Here is an 18072-nt window from a genome sequence, read left to right as displayed (position 1 = left end):
ATGGACGCAGGTCCGGACGGCGTGTTCTGTACCTTCGACGGGGTGGGGTGACGTGGCCCCCTCCGTCAACGGGCGAGGAAGGCCAGCAGCTCGCGGTTGAACTCCTCGGTGTGCGAGTCGTTGATGCCGTGCGGACCGCCCTCGATGACGTGCAGCCGCGCGCCCGCGACCTGCTCGGCGGTCCGCTGCCCGGAGACCTCGAGCGGCACGATGCCGTCGGAGTCGCCGTGGATGACGAGGGTGGGCACGGTGACCTTCGCGAGGTCGCCCGTGAAGTCCTCGACCCAGCTGCGGATGCACGAGGCGGCGGCGTGCACCTCGGCCTGCGCGGCCAGCGCGACGGCGGCCTGGCGCTGCTCCTCGCTGACCTTCAGCTCCTCGCCGGCCGAGTAGAAGTTCGTGACGAAGCCGTCGAGGAAGCCGGGCGGGTCGGCACGCAGCTGCTGCTGCCACCCCTCGACCGTCGCGTCGTCGAGCGCGCCGTCGGGATGCTCGTCGTCCTTCTTGAGGCACGGGGGGATGGCGGCCGCGAAGACGGCGGCCCGCACGCGGTCCTCGCCGTGGGTGCCGAGGTAGCGGGCGACCTCGCCTCCGCCCATCGAGAAGCCGACGAGCGCGACATCGGTGAGGTCGAGCTCGCGCACCAGGGCGTCGAGGTCGGACGTGAGCGTGTCGTAGTCGTAGGACGAGCCCTCGCCGGGCTTGCCGGACCGGCCGAAGCCGCGCCGGTCGTAGGTGACGACGCGGTGGCCGGCGTCGAGGAGGGCCGGCACGGTGGCCGACCACGACTCGCCGCTCAGGGGCCAGCCGTGGATGAGGACGACGGGAGCGCCGTCACCGCCGTGGTCGTCGTAGTGGATCTCGTGGGAGCCGTTGCTGACGGTGGGCATCTCTCACCTTTCGGTCGTGGTCGGACCGTTCCAGCCTAGGCACGCGGTGCGGGCGGAGGGGCCTGCGTGTCGAGCCATCGGCTGCGCCAGCGCATCCCGGTCGTGAACCCGAGCCGCTCGTAGACGCTGCGGGCGGCGTCGTTGTCGGCGAACATCCCGAGCGCGCAGGCCCCCGTGGTGGACACCGCCTCGCGGGTCAGGACGGCGGTCACCGCGGCTCCGAGGCCGGTGCGCCGGAGGTCGCTGGCGACCGCGATGCCGGCCAGCGTGGGGGTGCCCGCCTCCGACGGCTCGCTGCCGCCGCACGCCAGGAGCGCGCCGTCGGCGTCGCGGACCCCGACCCACCGCTGCCCGGGCCGGGCGAAGGGCTGGCCGTGCGTGGTCGGGCTGTGGGCGGCGAGGAAGGCCGTGGCCTCCTCGCGGTCGCCCGGGTGCAGGGGCACGACCCGCTCCTCGCCGGGCGCGGTCGGGGGAGCGGTGCGCGTCCACATCCAGTCCCAGTCACCGCCCCGCCGGCCGAGGTCGAGGTGGCGGGCGACGACGTGCTGGTGCTCGCGCGGGGCGCTGAGGTGCCGGGAACCGCTGTGCAGGAACCACTCCCGTACCCGGGCATCGGCGAACAGCGCGTCGATGCCCGCCTCGTCGCCGAGCACCGCCGCGCCCGGGACGCCGTGGTCGGACCGGCGCGGCACGAGCACGGCCCGGCCGGCGTCCTCGACCGACCAGCCCGGCCCCGACAGCCCGGACCCGATGTCGAGCACCGCCACCGGGTGCCCGTCGGTGAGCCGGAGCAGCTCGTCGGGCGTCGTGACCCGCCGCAGGGTGCTCACTCGGTGATCCCGAACCGCTCGTGCAGCCGGCGCAGCGGGGCCGGCGCCCACCAGTTGGCCCGGCCGAGCACCGCCATCGTCGCGGGGACGAGGAGCATCCGCACGAGCGTGGCGTCGATGGTGATGGCGAGGACGAGCGCGACCCCCATCTGCTTCATGACCAGCAGGTCGCCGGCCGCGAAGCCCGAGAAGACGATGACCATGAGCAGCGCCGCCGAGGTGATGATCCGGCCGGAGCGCTGCAGCCCGAGGACGACCGCCTCGTGGGTGCTGCGGCCCTGCTCGTGGAGCTCGACGATCCGCGAGAGCAGGAAGACCTCGTAGTCCATCGAGAGTCCGAACCCGAAGGCGACGACGAGCAGCGGGATGGTGTTCTCCAGCCCGCCGGCCGAGGTGAACCGCAGCAGCGACTCGAGGTGGCCCTCCTGGAAGATCCAGACGGTCACGCCGAGGCTGGCCCCGAGCGAGAGCACGTTCATCACCAGCGCCTTGACCGGCACGATCACCGAGCCCGTCATGAGGAAGAGCAGGACGAGGGTCGCGAGGACCACCGCCCCGACGGCCCACGGCGCCCGGTCGGCGACGGCCTGCCGGAAGTCGAGGATGCCCGAGGCCTGCCCGACGACCCACGACTCGAAGGGCGGGCGGTCGGCGCGCAGCGAGTCTACGAGCTCGCGGGAGGAGGCGCCCGTGCCGCTGTCGCCGGTGTGGAACGGGACGGTGACGACGCCGCCCTCGAGCACGCGCACCGGGTCGAGCGAGGCCACCCCCGGCCGGTCGGCGGCGCCCGCGGCCCAGGCCCGCACGTCGGCCTCGGGAGCCTTCGCGACGACGACGACCTGCGCCCCGGAGAGGCTCGGGTAGCCATCCGCGAAGTCCTCGACGAACGTCCGCTCGGGGTCCCCTTCGGGAGCAGCTCGGCGCCCGAGGCGGTGAGCAGCATCCCCCGACCGGTGCGGCGAGGACGAGGAGCAGCGCCGAGACGACCCCGATGACCACCCACGGCACGCGGTGCACGGTCTCGGCGAGGCGGGAGAAGACGCCGGTGTCGGCGCCGACCTCGGTGCCGCGACGCAGCAGCCGCCGGGCGCCGAGCACGCAGAGCGCCGGGACGAGCGAGAGCGCCACGGCCAGCGCCACGACGACGACCGACACCCCGGCCAGCGCGACGGCCCGGACGAAGTCGATGTCGAGGAAGAGCAGCCCGGCGAGCGAGATGGCCACCGTGAGGGCCGAGAACACCACGGTCCGCCCGGCGCGCTCGAGGGTGCGACCCGTCGCCTCCGCGACCTCGGACGCGCTCGCCTCCGCCGCCGGGCGCCCGGCGAGCAGGGCCCGCATCTCCTCGCGGAACCGGCTGACGACGAGCAGCCCGTAGTCGATGCACAGGCCGAGGGCCAGCACCGTGACGACGTTGACGGCCGTCGCGTCGAGGTCGAGCAGGTAGGAGAAGCCGAGCAGCGAGGCCAGCGCCCCGGCGATCGAGGCGACGGCACCGAGCACCGGGAAGCCGGCCGCGAGGAAGCCGCCGAAGACGAACACCATGACGGCGAAGCTCACGGGCAGCGCGATGCCCTCGCCGCGCTGGCCGTCGACCTTGACCTGGTGGACGATCCGGTCGACGAGCCCCCGCAGGCCACCGCGCTCGGAGGAGGTGGCGCCGGTGTCGCGCACCAGGCGGTCGAAGATCGCGTCGGCCTTCGCGGTCGCCGCGTCCTCCTGCTCGGCGGTGTTGCCGGGGTCGAAGGTGACGACGGTGGCGAACCCGCCGGCCGAGGCCTTGCCGTGGAGCAGCATCGGCGCGGCCGCGGCGGACGTGGGGCCGCCCGGCACGACGAACGGGTTGACCGCCGTCTGCACGGTGTCGACGGCCAGCAGGTCACGGACGGCGGTCGTGGCCGCCCGGGCCACGGCCGGGTCGGAGACGTCGACTCCCTCGACGAGCAACGTGTGCGTGCTGAAGCCGCTGCCTCCGGCCTCGGACAGCACGGCCCGGCCGGACTGGTTCTCGCCGTCGACGACGATCTCGCCGGTGTCGAGCCGGTCGAAGAGGCTGGGGGTGCCGAGGCCGCCGAGGGCGACGGCGAACCCGGCGGCGACGAAGACGAGCCACCCGACGAGCAGCGCGCGGGCGTGCGCGGCGACGAACCGTCCCCAGCGCTCCAGCCCCGGCCGACCGTGCCCGGCGCGCCTCCTCATGGGCACAGCGTGGCACGGGCCGCGGTGGCCGCGGGCAGCGTTCCGGCGCGTGACCGCGGTGCATCGCGGTGATGCAGAGAGCCGCTCCGGGGCCGTGTCCTGCATCACCGCGGCTCTCAGGGCAGCGGCTCGCCACCGCCCCCGTGCACACCGGGTCGCCCGCGGGTTCCCGGTGCGAACCTCCGCCCTGTCGGAGCGCCGTCGCTACCGTGTCGGGATGCCCGCGACCCGCACCCGCCCCGCCAAGGACGCCGACGAGCGCACCGCCCTCCTCGGCTGGTACGACCTGCAGCGCGGCATCATCCGGCTCAAGGCCGATGGCCTCACCGACGAGCAGGCGCACCGGGTGCTCGTACCCACCTCGCCGCTCATGACCGTGGCGGGCATCGTGTCGCACCTCGCGAGCTGCGAGGACCTCTGGTTCCGCGAGTGCTTCCTCGGCGAGCCGGCGACCGGCCGGGGGTTCGGACCGGACGCGCAGGACGACGACGACTTCCGGGTCGAGGGGGCGACGCTGGCCGAGGTGCTCGCCGACTACGAGGCGGCCTGCGCGCGCACCGACGCCACCATCGGGGCCCACGCCCTCGACGACACCGGCAGCACGGCGATCCACCGGGTGGGGGATGCGACCCTGCGCTGGATGGTGCTGCACATGCTCGAGGAGACCGCGCGGCACGCCGGCCACCTCGACCTGCTGCGCGAGCAGCTCGACGGCGAGGTCGGCTACTTCTGACGGCCGGCGGTCGGCGGGGTCGGTGCCCGGCGCTAGCCTCGCGGGTGTGAGCCAGGACGGGACCGACCTCTTCGGCGCCGCCGCGCAGGAGCGTGCCGGCGACGCCGTCGGCGGCTCCGGTGGCGTCGTCCCCCCGCTCGCGGTGCGGATGCGTCCGCGCAACATCGACGAGGTCCGCGGGCAGGGCGAGGTGCTGCGGGCGGGCAGCCCGCTGCGCCGGCTCATCGAGGGCGGCGGCGGGGCGGCCGGCGCGCTGTCGGCCATCCTCTGGGGGCCGCCCGGCACCGGCAAGACCACGCTGGCCCACCTCGTGGCCACCGCCGCCGACCGCGAGTTCGTCGAGCTGTCCGCCGTCACCGCCGGGGTCAAGGACGTCCGCACGGTGATGGAGGGGGCCGCCCGCACCCGCGACCTCTACGGGCGCCAGACCGTCCTCTTCCTCGACGAGATCCACCGCTTCACCAAGGCCCAGCAGGACGCCCTGCTGCCCGGGGTCGAGAACCGCCTCGTCGTCCTCGTCGCCGCCACCACCGAGAACCCCTCGTTCTCGGTCATCGCGCCGCTGCTCTCGCGCTCGATGCTCGTCACCCTCGTCCCGCTCACGGACGACGAGGTCGCCGACGTCCTCACGAGCGCGGCGGCCGACGAGCGCGGCCTCGACGGGGCCTACGCGCTGGCCGACGACGCCCGCGAGCACCTCGTCCGGCTCTCCGGCGGCGACGCCCGCCGCGCGCTGACCTTCCTCGAGGCCGCGGCCGGCGTGGCCGACGACTCCGTGGCCCCCGGCGCCGAGCGGCCCGAGGTCCTCGAGGTCACCCTCGCCCACACCGAGCAGGCGGTCGCGCACGCCGCGGTGCGCTACGACCGCACGGGCGACCAGCACTACGACGTCGCCTCGGCGCTCATCAAGTCGATGCGCGGCTCCGACGTCGACGCCTCGCTGCACTACCTCGCGCGGATGCTCGAGGCCGGCGAGGACCCCCGCTTCATCGCCCGCCGCATCGTCATCGCCGCTTCCGAGGACGTCGGGATGGCCGACCCCACCGCCCTGCAGACCGCCGTCGCCGCGATGCACGCCGTCGCCCAGATCGGCATGCCGGAGGCGCGGATCATCCTCGCCCAGGCGGTCGTCCACAACGCGCTGGCCCCGGCGTCGAACGCCTCCTACCTCGGGATCAACGCGGCCATCGCCGACGTGCGCGCCGGCCGCGGCGGCCCCGTGCCGCTGCACCTGCGCGGCAGCGGCTACGGCGGCGCCGACCGCATCGCCCAGGCCACGGCGAAGGCCACCGGCCGCTCGAAGGCCCCCACCTACGTCTACGCGCACGACGAGCCCGACGGCGTCGCGGCCCAGCAGTACCTGCCCGACGACCTCGCCGGGACCGCCGACTACTACCACCCCACCGACCGCGGGTTCGAGGCCCGGCTCCAGGAGCGCTGGCGCTGGCTGCGCGAGCGCCTGGGCCGGGGCTGACCGCCCCCGACCGACCGTCCGGGCGGCGGTGTCGGCCCGCTGACCTACGGTGGGGTGATGGACACCGACGCGACCCTGGCCGCCCACGAGGCCCAGCTCGTCGCCGACCTCGCCACCCTCACCGCCGCACCGCCCGAGGGCGAGAACCTCTCCTTCGGCAAGCGCATCGGCGACGGCACCTCCCTGGCCGTCGACCGGCTCTCCGCGGTGGCCGTCCAGGAGCAGCTCCTCGACTCGCTGACCCAGGTCCGCCGGGCGCGGGCCCGGGTGGCCGAGGGCACCTACGGCACCTGCGAGGTCTGCGGCGAGCCCATCCCGGCCGCGCGGCTCGAGGCCCGGCCATGGGCCGCCCGCTGCGTCAGGCACGCCTGAGCGCACGGGTATCGGGTGGGTGGCGACCACCCGGTCCCCGGTAGGGTCGGCGCCATGGACGTCACCCTCGGAGGCATCGCCGGGCTCATCGCCGCGCTCGCGTTCGCGTACCTCGTGGTGCGGGTCGCGGGCCTGGTCGGCAAGGCCGGCCGCATCCTCGACGAGGCGCGCGAGAGCGTCCGCACCACCACCGAGAACGTCCAGCCGACGCTCAAGAGCCTCACCGACACCGTCGGGCTGACCAACGACCAGCTGACCCGGGTCGACGCCATCACGAGCTCGGTCTCGACGATGACGACCAACGCCTCGGCGCTGACGTCGGTGTTCGCGGCCACGGTCGGCTCCCCGCTCATCAAGGTGGCCGCCTACAGCTACGGCGTGCGCACGGCGGTGCGCGGCCTCCGGAAGGTGTCGTCGTGAGGATGCGCACCGTGCTCCTCGGGGCGGCGGCCGTCGGGGTCGGCTACGTGGTGTGGCGCCGGCCCGCCACGCAGCGCTTCGTCGCGACCGTCCGGGAGGCGGCGACCCGCCGCGAGGCCGAGCTGCGCGAGGCCGTCGAGCTCGCGGTCACCGAGGACGCCACCACCCGTGCGCCCCGGCACGCCGCCGACGCCCGGGTGCCCGACCTCGACGTCGACGCCGGCTGGGACCGCGCCGACCGTTCCGAGCGCAGCACCCGGCCCGCGCTCGGGGGCGAGGACCCCGGTCGCTCGCTGAGCCCCGACGAGGCCCGCGCGCTGCTGCTCGACCCCTCCGGGCCCTCGCGGGCCGACCGACCCGACGGCGGGCGAGCTCGGTAGGGGCCGACCGCCCCCGCCCCCGCACGCCCGCCCGACCCCGTGCGCGCCCGGCCTACGATGACGGCCTGCCCGCGCACGGCCCACACCCCAGGACTGACACGACATGGAAACCGCTGAGATCCGCCGCCGCTGGCTCGAGTTCTTCGGCAGCCGCGAGCACACCGTGGTGCCGAGCGCCTCCCTGCTGCTCGACGACCCGAACCTGCTGTTCGTCAACGCGGGCATGGTCCCGTTCAAGCCGTACTTCCTCGGCCAGGAGACCCCGCCGTGGCCGCGCGCGACGAGCGTGCAGAAGGTCGTGCGCACCCAGGACATCGAGGAGGTCGGCAAGACCTCCCGGCACGGCACGTTCTTCCAGATGAACGGCAACTTCTCCTTCGGCGACTACTTCAAGGAGGGGGCGATCGCCCTCGCCTGGGAGCTCGTCACGACCCCCCAGGACCGCGGCGGCTTCGGTCTCGACCCCGAGCGCATCTGGCCCACCGTCCTCGACGGCGACGACGAGGCCTTCGGCATCTGGCACGAGCAGGTCGGCATCCCCGTCGAGCGCATCGTCCGGCGCGGCCTCGCCGACAACTACTGGCACATGGGCGTCCCGGGCCCGGGCGGCCCGTGCTCGGAGATCTTCTACGACCGCGGTGCCGAGTACGGCCCGGACGGCGGCCCGGCGGTCGACGAGGACCGGTTCATGGAGTTCTGGAACCTCGTCTTCATGCAGGAGAACCTCACCGAGGTCCGCTCCAAGGTCGACTTCGACGTCAGCGGACCGCTGCCGCGCAAGAACATCGACACCGGGATGGGCCTGGAGCGCATCGCCTCCATCCTCCAGGGCGTCGACAACATGTACGAGATCGACGAGGTCTACCCGGTGCTGGCCCGCGCGGCCGAGATGACCGGCAAGGACTACGGCACGCGCTCGGGCCACTCGGCGGGCTCGAGCCACCCCGACGACGTGCGGCTGCGGGTCGTCGCCGACCACGTGCGCTCCTCGCTCATGCTCATCGGCGACGGCGTCACCCCCGGCAACGAGGGCCGCGGCTACGTCCTGCGCCGGATGCTGCGCCGCTCGGTGCGGGCGATGCGCCTCCTCGGCTACGAGGACCCGTGCCTGCCCGAGCTGCTCCCGGTCTCGCTCGAGCGGATGGAGCAGTCCTACCCCGAGCTGCGCACCGACTGGGACCGCATCTCGCAGACCGCCTACGCGGAGGAGGAGGCGTTCCGGCGCACCCTCGCGTCGGGCACGACGATCCTCGACACGGCGGTCGCGCGCACCAAGGCCTCGGGCGGCGGCGTCCTCGCGGGCGACCAGGCCTTCCAGCTGCACGACACCTACGGCTTCCCGATCGACCTCACCCTCGAGATGGCGGCCGAGCAGGGGCTCGAGGTCGACCGCGAGGGCTTCGCGCGGCTCATGGGCGAGCAGCGCGACCGCGCCCGCTCGGACGCGCGCTCCAAGAAGACCGCCCACGGCGACACGAGCGTCTACCGCGCGCTCGCCGACGGCGTCGGCGGACCGGTCGAGTTCACCGGCTACCACGAGGTCGTCTCCGAGGCGCGGGTCTCCGGGCTGCTCCTCGACGGCGCGCCGGTCTCGTCCGCGGTCGCGGGCCAGGACGTCGAGCTCGTCCTCGACCGCACGCCGTTCTACGCCGAGGGCGGTGGCCAGCTCGCCGACGGCGGTCTGCTGCGCCTCGGCAGCGGCGCGCTCGTCGAGGTGCGTGACGTCCAGTCGCCGATCACGGGCCTCGTCGTGCACAAGGCGACCGTCGTCGAGGGCGAGGTCGCCACCGGTGAGACCGCCCTCGCCGAGGTCGACATCGAGCGCCGCCGGTCCATCTCGCGCGCGCACACCGCGACCCACATGGTGCACAAGGCGATCCGGGAGGCGTTGGGGGAGACCGCGACCCAGGCTGGGTCCGAGAACTCTCCCGGTCGCTTCCGGTTCGACTTCCACGCCTCGTCGGCCCTGCCGCCGTCGGTGATGCGCGACGTCGAGTCCCGCGTCAACGCCCTGCTCCTCGAGGACCTCGCGGTGCGGGCCGACGTCATGACCCAGCAGCAGGCGCGCGACGCGGGCGCCATGGCGCTCTTCGGCGAGAAGTACGGCGACGCCGTGCGCGTCATCTCGGTCGGCGACTGGGCCCGCGAGCTCTGCGGCGGCACGCACGCCGAGCGCACGACGCAGCTCGGCCTCGTCACGCTGCTCGGCGAGGCGTCCATCGGCTCCGGCGTGCGCCGGGTCGAGGCGCTCGTGGGGTCCGACGCCTTCTCGTTCCTCGCGCGCGAGCGGGCCATCGTCGGCCAGCTCACCGAGCTGCTCAAGGGACGCCCCGAGGAGCTGCCCGAGCGGGTCGGCGGGCTCGTCACCCGGCTCAAGGACGCCGAGCGCGACCTCGACCGACTGCGCAAGGAGCAGCTGCAGGCCGCGGCCGGCTCGCTCACCGACGGCGCCCGCGACGTGGGCGGCGTCACCTTCCTCGCGCACGACGCGGGGAGGCCGGCGCCGACGACGTGCGCACGATGGTCCTCGACCTGCGCGGCCGGCTCGGTGCCGACCGACCGAGCGTCGTCGTCGTCACCGGGGTCGCCAAGGGCCGTCCGGTCGTCGTCGTCGCGACGAACGAGCCGGCGCGCAGCCGCGGCATCAAGGCCGGCGAGCTGGTGCGCGTGGCCGCCTCGACCCTCGGCGGCGGCGGTGGCGGCAAGGACGACATCGCCCAGGGCGGTGGCCAGGACCCGTCGAAGGTCGGCGAGGCGCTGGCGGCCGTCGAGTGGCGCGTCGGGGAGCTCGCCGGCTGATGCCGGAGCCCGGCGAGGGTCCGGAACGCGGCGTCCGGCTGGGCGTCGACGTCGGGTCGGTGCGCGTCGGCGTCGCCCGCAGCGACCCGGACGGCGTGCTCGCCACGCCCCTCGAGACGGTGCCCCGCACGGCGGAGGGGCCGGCCGCCGCGGGCGACGAGGACCTCGAACGGGTCGCGGCGCTCGTGCTCGAGCACGAGGCCGTCCGCGTGGTCGTCGGGCTGCCCCGCTCGCTCTCCGGGGAGCAGGGACCCGCAGCGGACCGTGCCCGCACGTATGCTTCCGTGCTGGCGGCGCGCATCGCCCCCGTCCCGGTCCGGCTCGTCGACGAGCGGCTCTCGACGGTCGAGGCGCACCGCGCGCTCCGTGACAGCGGGCTCGCCGGGAGGCGACAGCGCGCCGTGGTCGACCAGGCCGCGGCGGTGCTCATCCTCCAGTCGGCCCTCGACGCCGAGCGGACGACCGGGACCCCCGCAGGGGAGAGGGTCGGAGGACGACGGCGCAAGCCACGGACGAAGGGCACGAGGACGTGAGCCACGACTTCACCGAGACGATCTTCGGTGACGAGACGCCCCGGCGTGCCCCTCGCACCCGGCGCGAGGTGCAGCAGCGCCGTCGTCGCAAGAAGCCCCGTCGCGGCCGCCGGCTGCTCGCCGTCATCCTCGCCGTCGGGCTCATCGGAGGTGCCGCCTACGGCGCCTGGACCGTGCTCGGCCCCGCCGTCTCGGGCCTCTTCGGGGGCAGCGAGAGCGGCGACGTCGACTTCGCCGGCCCGGGCGAGGGCGAGGTCGAGGTCGTCGTCAAGCAGGGCGACACCGGCGAGGTCATCGCCTCGAGCCTGCGCGACGCCGGCGTCACGAAGACCCGGACCGCCTACCTCGACGCCGCCGCCGCCGACCCCACGTCGGCCGCCAAGATCCAGCCCGGCACCTACATGATGCTCAAGGGGATGACCGGCGCCGACGCCTTCCTCCTGCTCGTCGACCCCGCGAACCGGCTGGCCTCGCGGGTCACCATCCGCGAGGGGCTGTGGAAGAACGAGACCTTCGCGGCCCTGTCGAAGGCCACCGGGGTGCCGGTGGCCGAGTACACGAAGGCCGCCAAGGACACCAAGGCGCTCGGCCTGCCGGCCGTGGCCAAGGGCGACATCGAGGGCTGGCTGTTCCCGGCCAGCTACGAGTTCGACGACAAGACCACGGCCGCCGCGCAGCTCAAGCAGATGGTCGGCCTCACCGTCGCGGCCCTCAAGGAGGCCGACGTCCCGGAGAAAAGCTGGGAGCGCACCCTGACCATCGCCTCGATCGTCGAGGGCGAGGTCAGCGGCGACGCCGACCGCGGCAAGGTCGCCCGGGTCGTGCTCAACCGGCTCCAGGGCGGACCGCCCAGCTACGGCCTGCTGCAGATGGACTCGACCGTGCACTACGCCGCCCAGCAGCGCGGCAAGGCGGGCACCACCGACGCCCAGCGGAACAGCGACAGCCCGTACAACACCTACAAGGTGCAGGGCCTGCCGCCCGGCCCCATCGGCAACCCGGGCAAGGCCTCCATCGAGGCCGCGGCCAACCCCGCCGACGGCGACTGGGTCTTCTTCGTCACCGTCGACCCCAGCACCGGCGAGACGAAGTTCGCGTCGACGTCGGCCGAGCACGAGCGCAACGTCAAGGAGTTCCAGCAGTGGTGCTCCGACCACCCGGGCAAGTGCTGAGGGCTGCCGTCCTCGGCTCGCCCGTCGCGCACTCGCTCTCGCCCGTCCTCCACCGGGCCGGGTACGCCGCGGCCGGGCTCGACGGCTGGGAGTACGACCTCCACGAGGTCGACGCCGCCGGGCTCCCGGGCTTCGTCGGCGTCCTCGACGGCTCCTGGCGCGGCCTGTCCCTGACCATGCCGCTCAAGGAGGCCGCCCTCGCGGTGGCCGCCTCCGTGTCGGAGGTCGCCCGGCGGGCGGGTGCGGCGAACACCCTCGTCCGGCGGCCCGACGGCGGCTGGGACGCGACGAACACCGACGTCGCCGGGGTGGCGGGGGCCCTGCGGCCGCACCTGACCGGCCCACCCGGGCGGGCGCTGGTCCTCGGGGCCGGGGCCACGGCCCGCTCGTGCGTCCTCGCGCTCGCCGGGCTGGGGGTCACGACCCTCACGGTGCGCGCCCGCGACACCGGGAAGGCCGCCGACCTGCTCGCCTGGGCGCTCGACGCCGGGGTGGGCATCCGCAACGGCTCGGTCGCCGGGCTCGACGCGTGGGTCAGCACCCGTGACGACGTCGTCGTCTCGACCGTGCCGCCGGCAGGGGCCGAGGTGGTCGCCGCCTCGGTGCCGCCGCAGCACGCCGGGGTCTTCCTCGACGTCGTCTACGCCGGCTGGCCGACCGCCCCGGCCCGGGCGGCCGCCGCCGCGGGCATGACGGTCGTCTCCGGCCTCGACATGCTCGTGCACCAGGCGGCCGAGCAGTTCACGCTCTTCACCCGTCACGAGGCGCCGCTCGAGGCGATGCTCGCCGCCGGCCGCGCGGCCCTCGGGGTCGCGCCGTGACGCCGTGGTGGGTCGTGCTCGCCTCGGCCCTCGTCATGGGCGTCGTCGGGCACGTCACCGGGCGCGAGCTGGCGACCGGCGGCTACCGCATCGAGGACGACGAGGCCGACCACGAGCCGGGCAACCCGTGGTGGACCGGCCCGGCGACCGGCTTGCTCGCCGGGGTCGCGGCGTGGTCGGTGCAGGACCTCGGCGGCTGGACCGCGCTCCCGCCCTTCCTCCTCTTCGCCTGGCTCACGGTCGCCCTCGTGTGGATCGACCTCGACGTGCACCGCCTCCCCGTCGGGCTCGTCGTGCCGACGGGTGCCGCGCTGCTCGTGCTCGTGGCGCTGGCCGTCGTCGCCACCGGCGGTCCGCGCTGGCAGGGCACGGTCATCGGCATCGCGCTCATGGGCGGCTTCTACTTCCTGCTCTTCCTCATGCCCGGCGGCGGGGTCGGCTTCGGCGACGTGCGGCTCGCCCCGGTCATCGGCGCGCTGCTGGGCTTCCTCGGCACGGCGCAGGTCGTCATCGGGATGGGCGCGGGCTTCCTCGTCGGCGGGCTGGCGGCCGCCGCTCTGCTCGTGCTGCGACGCGTCGGGTTCAAGTCGCACATCGCCTACGGGCCCGCGATGTGCCTCGGCGCGTGGTTCTCCATCGCCCTCGCACCTCGCATCGTGATCGGCCTCGGGTCCGGCTGAGGGCCCGTGACAGGATTGCCGGCATGCTGCGCTGGTTGACCGCGGGCGAGTCGCACGGACCCGCCCTCGTCGCGACGATCGAGGGCCTGCCCGCCGGGGTCGAGGTCGGCACCGCCGACGTCGCGGCGGCCCTGGCCCGTCGCCGCCTGGGGTACGGGCGGGGTGCGCGCCAGAAGTTCGAGCAGGACGAGGTCGAGATCCTCGGCGGTGTGCGGCTGGGCCTGACCCTCGGCTCACCGGTCGCCCTGCGCATCGGCAACACCGAGTGGCCGAAGTGGCGCACCGTCATGAGCCCCGACCCGGTGCCGGCGGAGGAGTTCGCCGCCGCCGACGACGTCAACGCCGAGAAGGAGGTCGCCCGCAACCGGCCGCTCACCCGGCCGCGCCCCGGGCACGCCGACCTCGTCGGGATGCAGAAGTACGGCTTCGACGACGCCCGGCCGGTGCTCGAGCGCGCCTCTGCCCGCGAGACCGCCGCGCGGGTGGCCCTCGGCGCCTTCGCGTCCGCCCTGCTCGAGCAGGCGTACGGCATCCGGCTCGTGTCGCACACGGTGGCCATCGGGTCGGCCGGGGTCGCCGACGACGCACCGCTGCCGGGCCCCGACGACGTCGAGGCGCTCGACGCCGACCCGGTGCGCGCGTTCGACGCTGCGGGGTCCGCGGCGATGGTCGCCGAGGTCGACGCCGCCCGCAAGGACGGCGACACGCTCGGTGGCGTCGTCGAGGTCGTGGCCGTCGGCGTGCCGCCGGGGCTCGGGTCGCACGTGCACTGGGACCGCCGGCTCGACTCGCGCCTGGCCGCGGCGCTCATGGGCATCCAGGCCATCAAGGGCGTCGAGGTCGGCGACGGCTTCCGCACCGCCGCGCGCCGCGGGTCCGAGGCCCATGACGAGATGGAGCGCGACGGGGCCGGGGTCATCCGCCGGCGCACCGGTCGCGCGGGCGGCACCGAGGGCGGGATGTCGGTCGGCGGCGTGCTGCGCGTGCGGGCCGCGATGAAGCCGATCTCGACCGTGCCGCGCGCGCTCGACACCGTCGACGTCGCGTCCGACGAGCCGGCCACCGCCATCCACCAGCGCTCCGACGTGTGCGCGGTGCCGGCGGCCGGGGTCGTCGCCGAGGCGATGGTCGCGCTCGTGCTCGCCGAGGCCTGCCTCGAGAAGTTCGGCGGCGACTCGGTCACCGAGACCGCCCGCAACTTCCGGGGGTACCTCGACGCCATCCCCGCCGCCATGCGCACGTGGGACGCCTGATGCCGCGCGTCGTCCTCGTCGGACCGCCCGGGTCGGGCAAGTCGAGCACCGGGCGGGCGCTCGCCGAGCTGCTCGGGGTCGGGTTCCACGACACCGACGCCGCCGTCGAGCAGACCGCGGGCCGGAGCATCTCCGACATCTTCGTCGAGTCCGGCGAGCCCGCGTTCCGGGCCCTGGAGCGGGCCGAGGTCGCGCGGGCGCTGGTGTCGGAGGACGGGGTCGTCGCGCTCGGCGGGGGTGCGCCGGTCGACCCGGAGACCGAGCCGCTGCTCGCGGGTCACGTCGTCGTCTTCCTCGACGTGGGCATCGCCGACGCCGCCAAGCGGGTCGGGTTCGACCGGTCGCGTCCGCTGCTCGCGGTCAACCCGAGGGCGTCGTGGGTGCGGCTCATGGGGGAGCGGCGGCCGGTCTACGAGCGGGTCGCGACGCACGTCGTCGACACCGCGGGGCGCTCGGTCGACGACGTCGCCGCCGAGCTCGCCGCGCTGCTGGACGGGTCCTGATGGGTGACGCCACGGTCATCCGGGTCGGCGACGCGTACGACGTCGTCGTCGGCCACGGGGTGTCCGACCGGGTCGTCGGGCTCCTCGCGCCCGGGGTGCGCCAGGTGCTCGTCGTGCGGCCCGAGGCCCTGGCCCGTCTGGCCGGCCCGGTCCTGTCGCGGTTGCGGGAGGCCGGGCTCGAGGTGCACGAGGCCGTGGTGCCCGACGCCGAGACGGCCAAGACCGCCGACGTGGCCGCCGGCCTGTGGGCGAGCCTCGGGCGGCACGCGTTCACCCGCTCGGACGCCGTCGTCGCGGTGGGCGGCGGGACCGTCACCGACCTCGCGGGCTTCGTCGCGGCCACCTGGCTGCGCGGGGTCGCCGTCGTGCACGTGCCGACGACGCTGCTCGCCATGGTCGACGCCGCGGTCGGCGGCAAGACGGGCATCAACACCGCCCAGGGCAAGAACCTCGTCGGGGCCTTCCACGAGCCGTCCGGGGTCCTCTGCGACCTCGACGCCCTCGAGACGCTGCCGCGTGCCGACCTGGTCGCCGGGCTGGCCGAGGTCGTCAAGGCGGGGTTCATCGCCGACCCGGTCATCCTCGACCTCGTCGAGGCCGACCCCGAGGGGGCGACGCGGTGGGACGGCCCGCACACCCGTGAGCTCGTCGAGCGCGCCATCGCGGTCAAGGCCGAGGTCGTGGCCGCCGACCTGCGGGAGGCCTTCCGCCGCGAGATCCTCAACTACGGGCACACCCTCGGCCACGCCGTCGAGCAGGTATCGGGCTTCCGGGTGCGGCACGGCGAGGCGGTGGCCGTCGGGATGGTCTTCGCCGCCGAGCTCGCGCACCGCGCCGGCCGGGTCGACGACGCGCTGCTGGCGCGGCACCGGTCGGTGCTCACGTCGCTCGGGCTGCCGACGACCTACGCGGACGCCTCGTTCGAGGAGCTGCTCGCCGTGATGGCCCGGGACAAGAAGTCGCGCGGGTCGCTGCTGCGCTTCGTCGTCCTCGACGGGCTGGCCGACCCCGGCCGCCTCGAGGGCCCGTCCGAGGCCGACCTGCGCGCCGCCTTCGCCGCCCTCGCCCCCTGACCCGGCCGTGGTCCACTTCGCCGGGTCTGGTCCACTTCGCCGGCTCTGGTCCACTTCGCCGGATGGCGGTGACTTCTCGCCGCCATCCGGGAAACCGGACCAGAGCCCGCGGGGTGTGCAGGGCTCCCCGCACGTGCCTGTGGATGACGCCGGCGCGGGACCGGGGCTTCGTGCCACTGTCAGGGATGCTCGGCGACCCCGCCCCGACCCCGTTCGACCCGCTGCTCCTGCGGTCGACCCGGGTGCTTCGGGCGCTCGGCGTCGATCCGGGCCGCGGCGGATGGCACCACGTCCGCTACAACGCCTGGGTCGAGCGATCCGCGTGGCAGGCCCTGACGCCGGAGCAGCAGCACGCCGCGCTCGTCCACGCCACCGACCTCGGGTGCCACGAGCCGGGGCGGCACGTCTACGCCCTGGAGTCGGCGGCCGCCGTGTGGGGGCTGCCCCGGATCGGGCCCTGGCCCCGGCACGTCACCGTGCTCGCCACCGGGCCGCGCACCCGCGGTTCGCGCTGCATCCGGGTCCACGTCGGAGCGCCGGCCGAGCCCGTGACGCTCGCGGGCGTGAGGGTGACCGGGCCGGCGCGCACCGTCATCGACCTCGCCCGGACCTGCTCGCTCGAGTACGCCCTGTGCGCCGCCGACCACGCGCTGCGCCACGGTCTGTGCACGGCGGCCGAGCTGGACGAGGCAGCGGTGGCCGTGGCACCGAGGGTCAGGGGCCGACCGGCCGCCCGCCTCGTCGCGGCGCTGGCCGACGGCGACTCGATGTCGGCCGGCGAGAGCTTCTCCCGGGCGCGGATGTTCCAGCTCGGCCTGCCGCGGCCGCAGCTGCAGGTGCCCCTCGAGGACGACGACGGTGCCTTCGGGCACGGTGACTTCGGCTGGGACGGTGTCGTCGGCGAGTTCGACGGCCGCCGCAAGTACGCGGTCCCGGAGGGCGCTGACCCCGAGGCCGCCGAGCGGGTCCTCTGGGCCGAGAAGCTGCGCGAGGACCGCATCCGCCGACGGGCCCGCCTGGCCCGGTGGGTCTGGCGGGACGTCGAGCAGGAGTGGCGCCTGGTGCGCATCCTCGGCGAGCAGGGGGTGCACCCGCAGCCGCGGCCGATCTGGCTCGACCTGGGCCATCCACCCGCGGCCTGACGACCCGGCTCTGGTCCGATGTTCCGGATGGCGGTGAGAAGTCGCCGCCATCCGGCGAACCGGACCCGAGGCGGCGAACCGGGCCAGAGCCGGCGAACCGGACCGGGGGAGGGGAGTCGGGGTCGGGAGGGGGCCCGGCGTGGCGGTACGATGTCGGCTGATCCCCAGCCCCCCGCGGGGCTGACGCGCGCCCACCGGCGGGTGCGCGCCCACCGACCCGAAAGCGACACCAGCGACGTGGCATCGACCAACGACCTGAAGAACGGCCTCGTGCTCAACATCGACGGCCAGCTGTGGTCCGTCGTGGAGTTCCAGCACGTCAAGCCCGGCAAGGGCCCGGCCTTCGTGCGCACGAAGCTGAAGAACGTCCTCTCCGGCAAGGTCGTCGACAAGACGTTCAACGCCGGCGTCAAGGTCGAGACGGCCAACGTCGACAAGCGGACGATGCAGTACCTGTACAACGACGGCACCGACTTCATCTTCATGGACGGCGACACCTACGACCAGCTCCCGGTGAGCCCCGAGGTCGTCGGCGACGCCGCGAAGTACCTGCTCGAGAACCAGGACGCCATCGTGGCCCGCCACGACGACGCCGTCCTCTACATCGAGCTCCCCGCCTCGGTCATCCTCGAGATCACCTACACCGAGCCCGGCCTGCAGGGCGACCGCTCCACCGGCGGCACCAAGCCGGCCACCCTCGAGACCGGCGCCGAGATTGCCGTGCCGCTCTTCCTCGAGACCGGCACCAAGATCAAGGTCGACACCCGCGACGGCTCCTACCTCGGTCGGGTCAGCTGA

Annotated in this window: 17 protein-coding genes and 2 pseudogenes; 15 read left to right on the top strand and 4 right to left on the bottom strand. The window is 74.7% G+C overall.

The window, feature by feature from the left end; all coding sequences use genetic code 11:
* Positions 1-65: 65 nt before the first annotated feature.
* The 4 genes and pseudogenes from G7075_RS07730 to G7075_RS21035 all read right to left on the bottom strand — a co-directional run.
* Complete coding sequence (locus G7075_RS07730; RefSeq protein WP_166120612.1) at positions 66-890, bottom strand: alpha/beta fold hydrolase; 825 nt, start codon at positions 888-890, stop codon at positions 66-68.
* 35 nt (positions 891-925) lie between these two features.
* Positions 926-1720, bottom strand: a complete 795-nt coding sequence (locus G7075_RS07725; protein WP_166120609.1) for a GNAT family N-acetyltransferase — start codon at positions 1718-1720, stop codon at positions 926-928.
* On the bottom strand, positions 1717-2526 hold the full coding sequence (locus G7075_RS21040; protein WP_240917970.1) for an MMPL family transporter: 810 nt from the start codon (positions 2524-2526) through the stop codon (positions 1717-1719). The genes G7075_RS07725 and G7075_RS21040 overlap by 4 nt, the downstream gene beginning before the upstream one ends.
* 886 nt (positions 2527-3412) lie before the next feature.
* Positions 3413-3919 (bottom strand): annotated as a pseudogene (locus G7075_RS21035) (MMPL family transporter); the annotation flags it as partial.
* A gap of 217 nt (positions 3920-4136) precedes the next feature.
* Between G7075_RS21035 and G7075_RS07715 the strand changes: the two are divergent.
* From G7075_RS07715 to efp, 15 genes and pseudogenes are all read left to right on the top strand, one after another.
* On the top strand, positions 4137-4652 hold the full coding sequence (locus G7075_RS07715; protein WP_166120606.1) for a DinB family protein: 516 nt from the start codon (positions 4137-4139) through the stop codon (positions 4650-4652).
* Between the two features lie 46 nt (positions 4653-4698).
* Positions 4699-6126, top strand: coding sequence for a replication-associated recombination protein A (locus tag G7075_RS07710; protein ID WP_240917969.1), 1428 nt, complete (start codon positions 4699-4701; stop codon positions 6124-6126).
* A 57-nt stretch (positions 6127-6183) separates the two neighbouring features.
* On the top strand, positions 6184-6498 hold the full coding sequence (locus G7075_RS07705; protein ID WP_166120604.1) for a TraR/DksA C4-type zinc finger protein: 315 nt from the start codon (positions 6184-6186) through the stop codon (positions 6496-6498).
* Between the two features lie 54 nt (positions 6499-6552).
* Positions 6553-6918 carry a DUF948 domain-containing protein gene (locus G7075_RS07700; protein ID WP_166120601.1) on the top strand — a complete coding sequence of 122 codons (366 nt, stop codon included), beginning with the start codon at positions 6553-6555 and terminating at the stop codon, positions 6916-6918.
* A 2-nt stretch (positions 6919-6920) separates the two neighbouring features.
* Complete coding sequence (locus G7075_RS07695) at positions 6921-7298, top strand: hypothetical protein (RefSeq protein WP_166120598.1); 378 nt, start codon at positions 6921-6923, stop codon at positions 7296-7298.
* A gap of 103 nt (positions 7299-7401) precedes the next feature.
* Positions 7402-10097 (top strand): annotated as a pseudogene (alaS, locus tag G7075_RS07690) (alanine--tRNA ligase).
* Positions 10097-10630 carry a Holliday junction resolvase RuvX gene (ruvX, locus tag G7075_RS07685; protein ID WP_166120595.1) on the top strand — a complete coding sequence of 178 codons (534 nt, stop codon included), beginning with the start codon at positions 10097-10099 and terminating at the stop codon, positions 10628-10630. The pseudogene alaS and the gene ruvX overlap by 1 nt, the downstream one beginning before the upstream one ends.
* A complete protein-coding gene (gene mltG, locus G7075_RS07680) occupies positions 10627-11802 on the top strand; it encodes an endolytic transglycosylase MltG (RefSeq protein WP_166120592.1) in 1176 nt (391 codons plus the stop codon). The genes ruvX and mltG overlap by 4 nt, the downstream gene beginning before the upstream one ends.
* Positions 11796-12623 (top strand): shikimate dehydrogenase, encoded by an 828-nt coding sequence (locus G7075_RS07675; RefSeq protein WP_205860648.1) that lies wholly within the window; start codon positions 11796-11798, stop codon positions 12621-12623. Before mltG ends, G7075_RS07675 begins: the two co-directional genes overlap by 7 nt.
* Positions 12620-13303 carry an A24 family peptidase gene (locus tag G7075_RS07670; RefSeq protein WP_166120590.1) on the top strand — a complete coding sequence of 228 codons (684 nt, stop codon included), beginning with the start codon at positions 12620-12622 and terminating at the stop codon, positions 13301-13303. Before G7075_RS07675 ends, G7075_RS07670 begins: the two co-directional genes overlap by 4 nt.
* 23 nt (positions 13304-13326) lie before the next feature.
* On the top strand, positions 13327-14556 hold the full coding sequence (gene aroC, locus G7075_RS07665; RefSeq protein WP_166120587.1) for a chorismate synthase: 1230 nt from the start codon (positions 13327-13329) through the stop codon (positions 14554-14556).
* Entirely contained in the window at positions 14556-15059 is a 504-nt protein-coding gene (locus G7075_RS07660) for a shikimate kinase (RefSeq protein WP_166124284.1), read from the top strand. The genes aroC and G7075_RS07660 overlap by 1 nt, the downstream gene beginning before the upstream one ends.
* The gene (gene aroB / locus G7075_RS07655) at positions 15059-16132 is read left to right on the top strand and encodes a 3-dehydroquinate synthase (RefSeq protein WP_166120584.1); all 1074 of its coding nucleotides are present in this window, start codon (positions 15059-15061) and stop codon (positions 16130-16132) included. The genes G7075_RS07660 and aroB overlap by 1 nt, the downstream gene beginning before the upstream one ends.
* A 185-nt stretch (positions 16133-16317) precedes the next feature.
* Entirely contained in the window at positions 16318-17274 is a 957-nt protein-coding gene (locus G7075_RS07650; protein WP_166117774.1) for a hypothetical protein, read from the top strand.
* Between the two features lie 237 nt (positions 17275-17511).
* Positions 17512-18072 carry an elongation factor P gene (gene efp, locus G7075_RS07645; RefSeq protein ID WP_166120581.1) on the top strand — a complete coding sequence of 187 codons (561 nt, stop codon included), beginning with the start codon at positions 17512-17514 and terminating at the stop codon, positions 18070-18072.

This window comes from Phycicoccus sp. HDW14 (genome assembly GCF_011383005.1).
GTDB lineage: Bacteria > Actinomycetota > Actinomycetes > Actinomycetales > Dermatophilaceae > Phycicoccus.
Note: the sequence above shows the minus strand (reverse complement) of the source record. Positions and strands in the feature narration are given on the sequence as shown.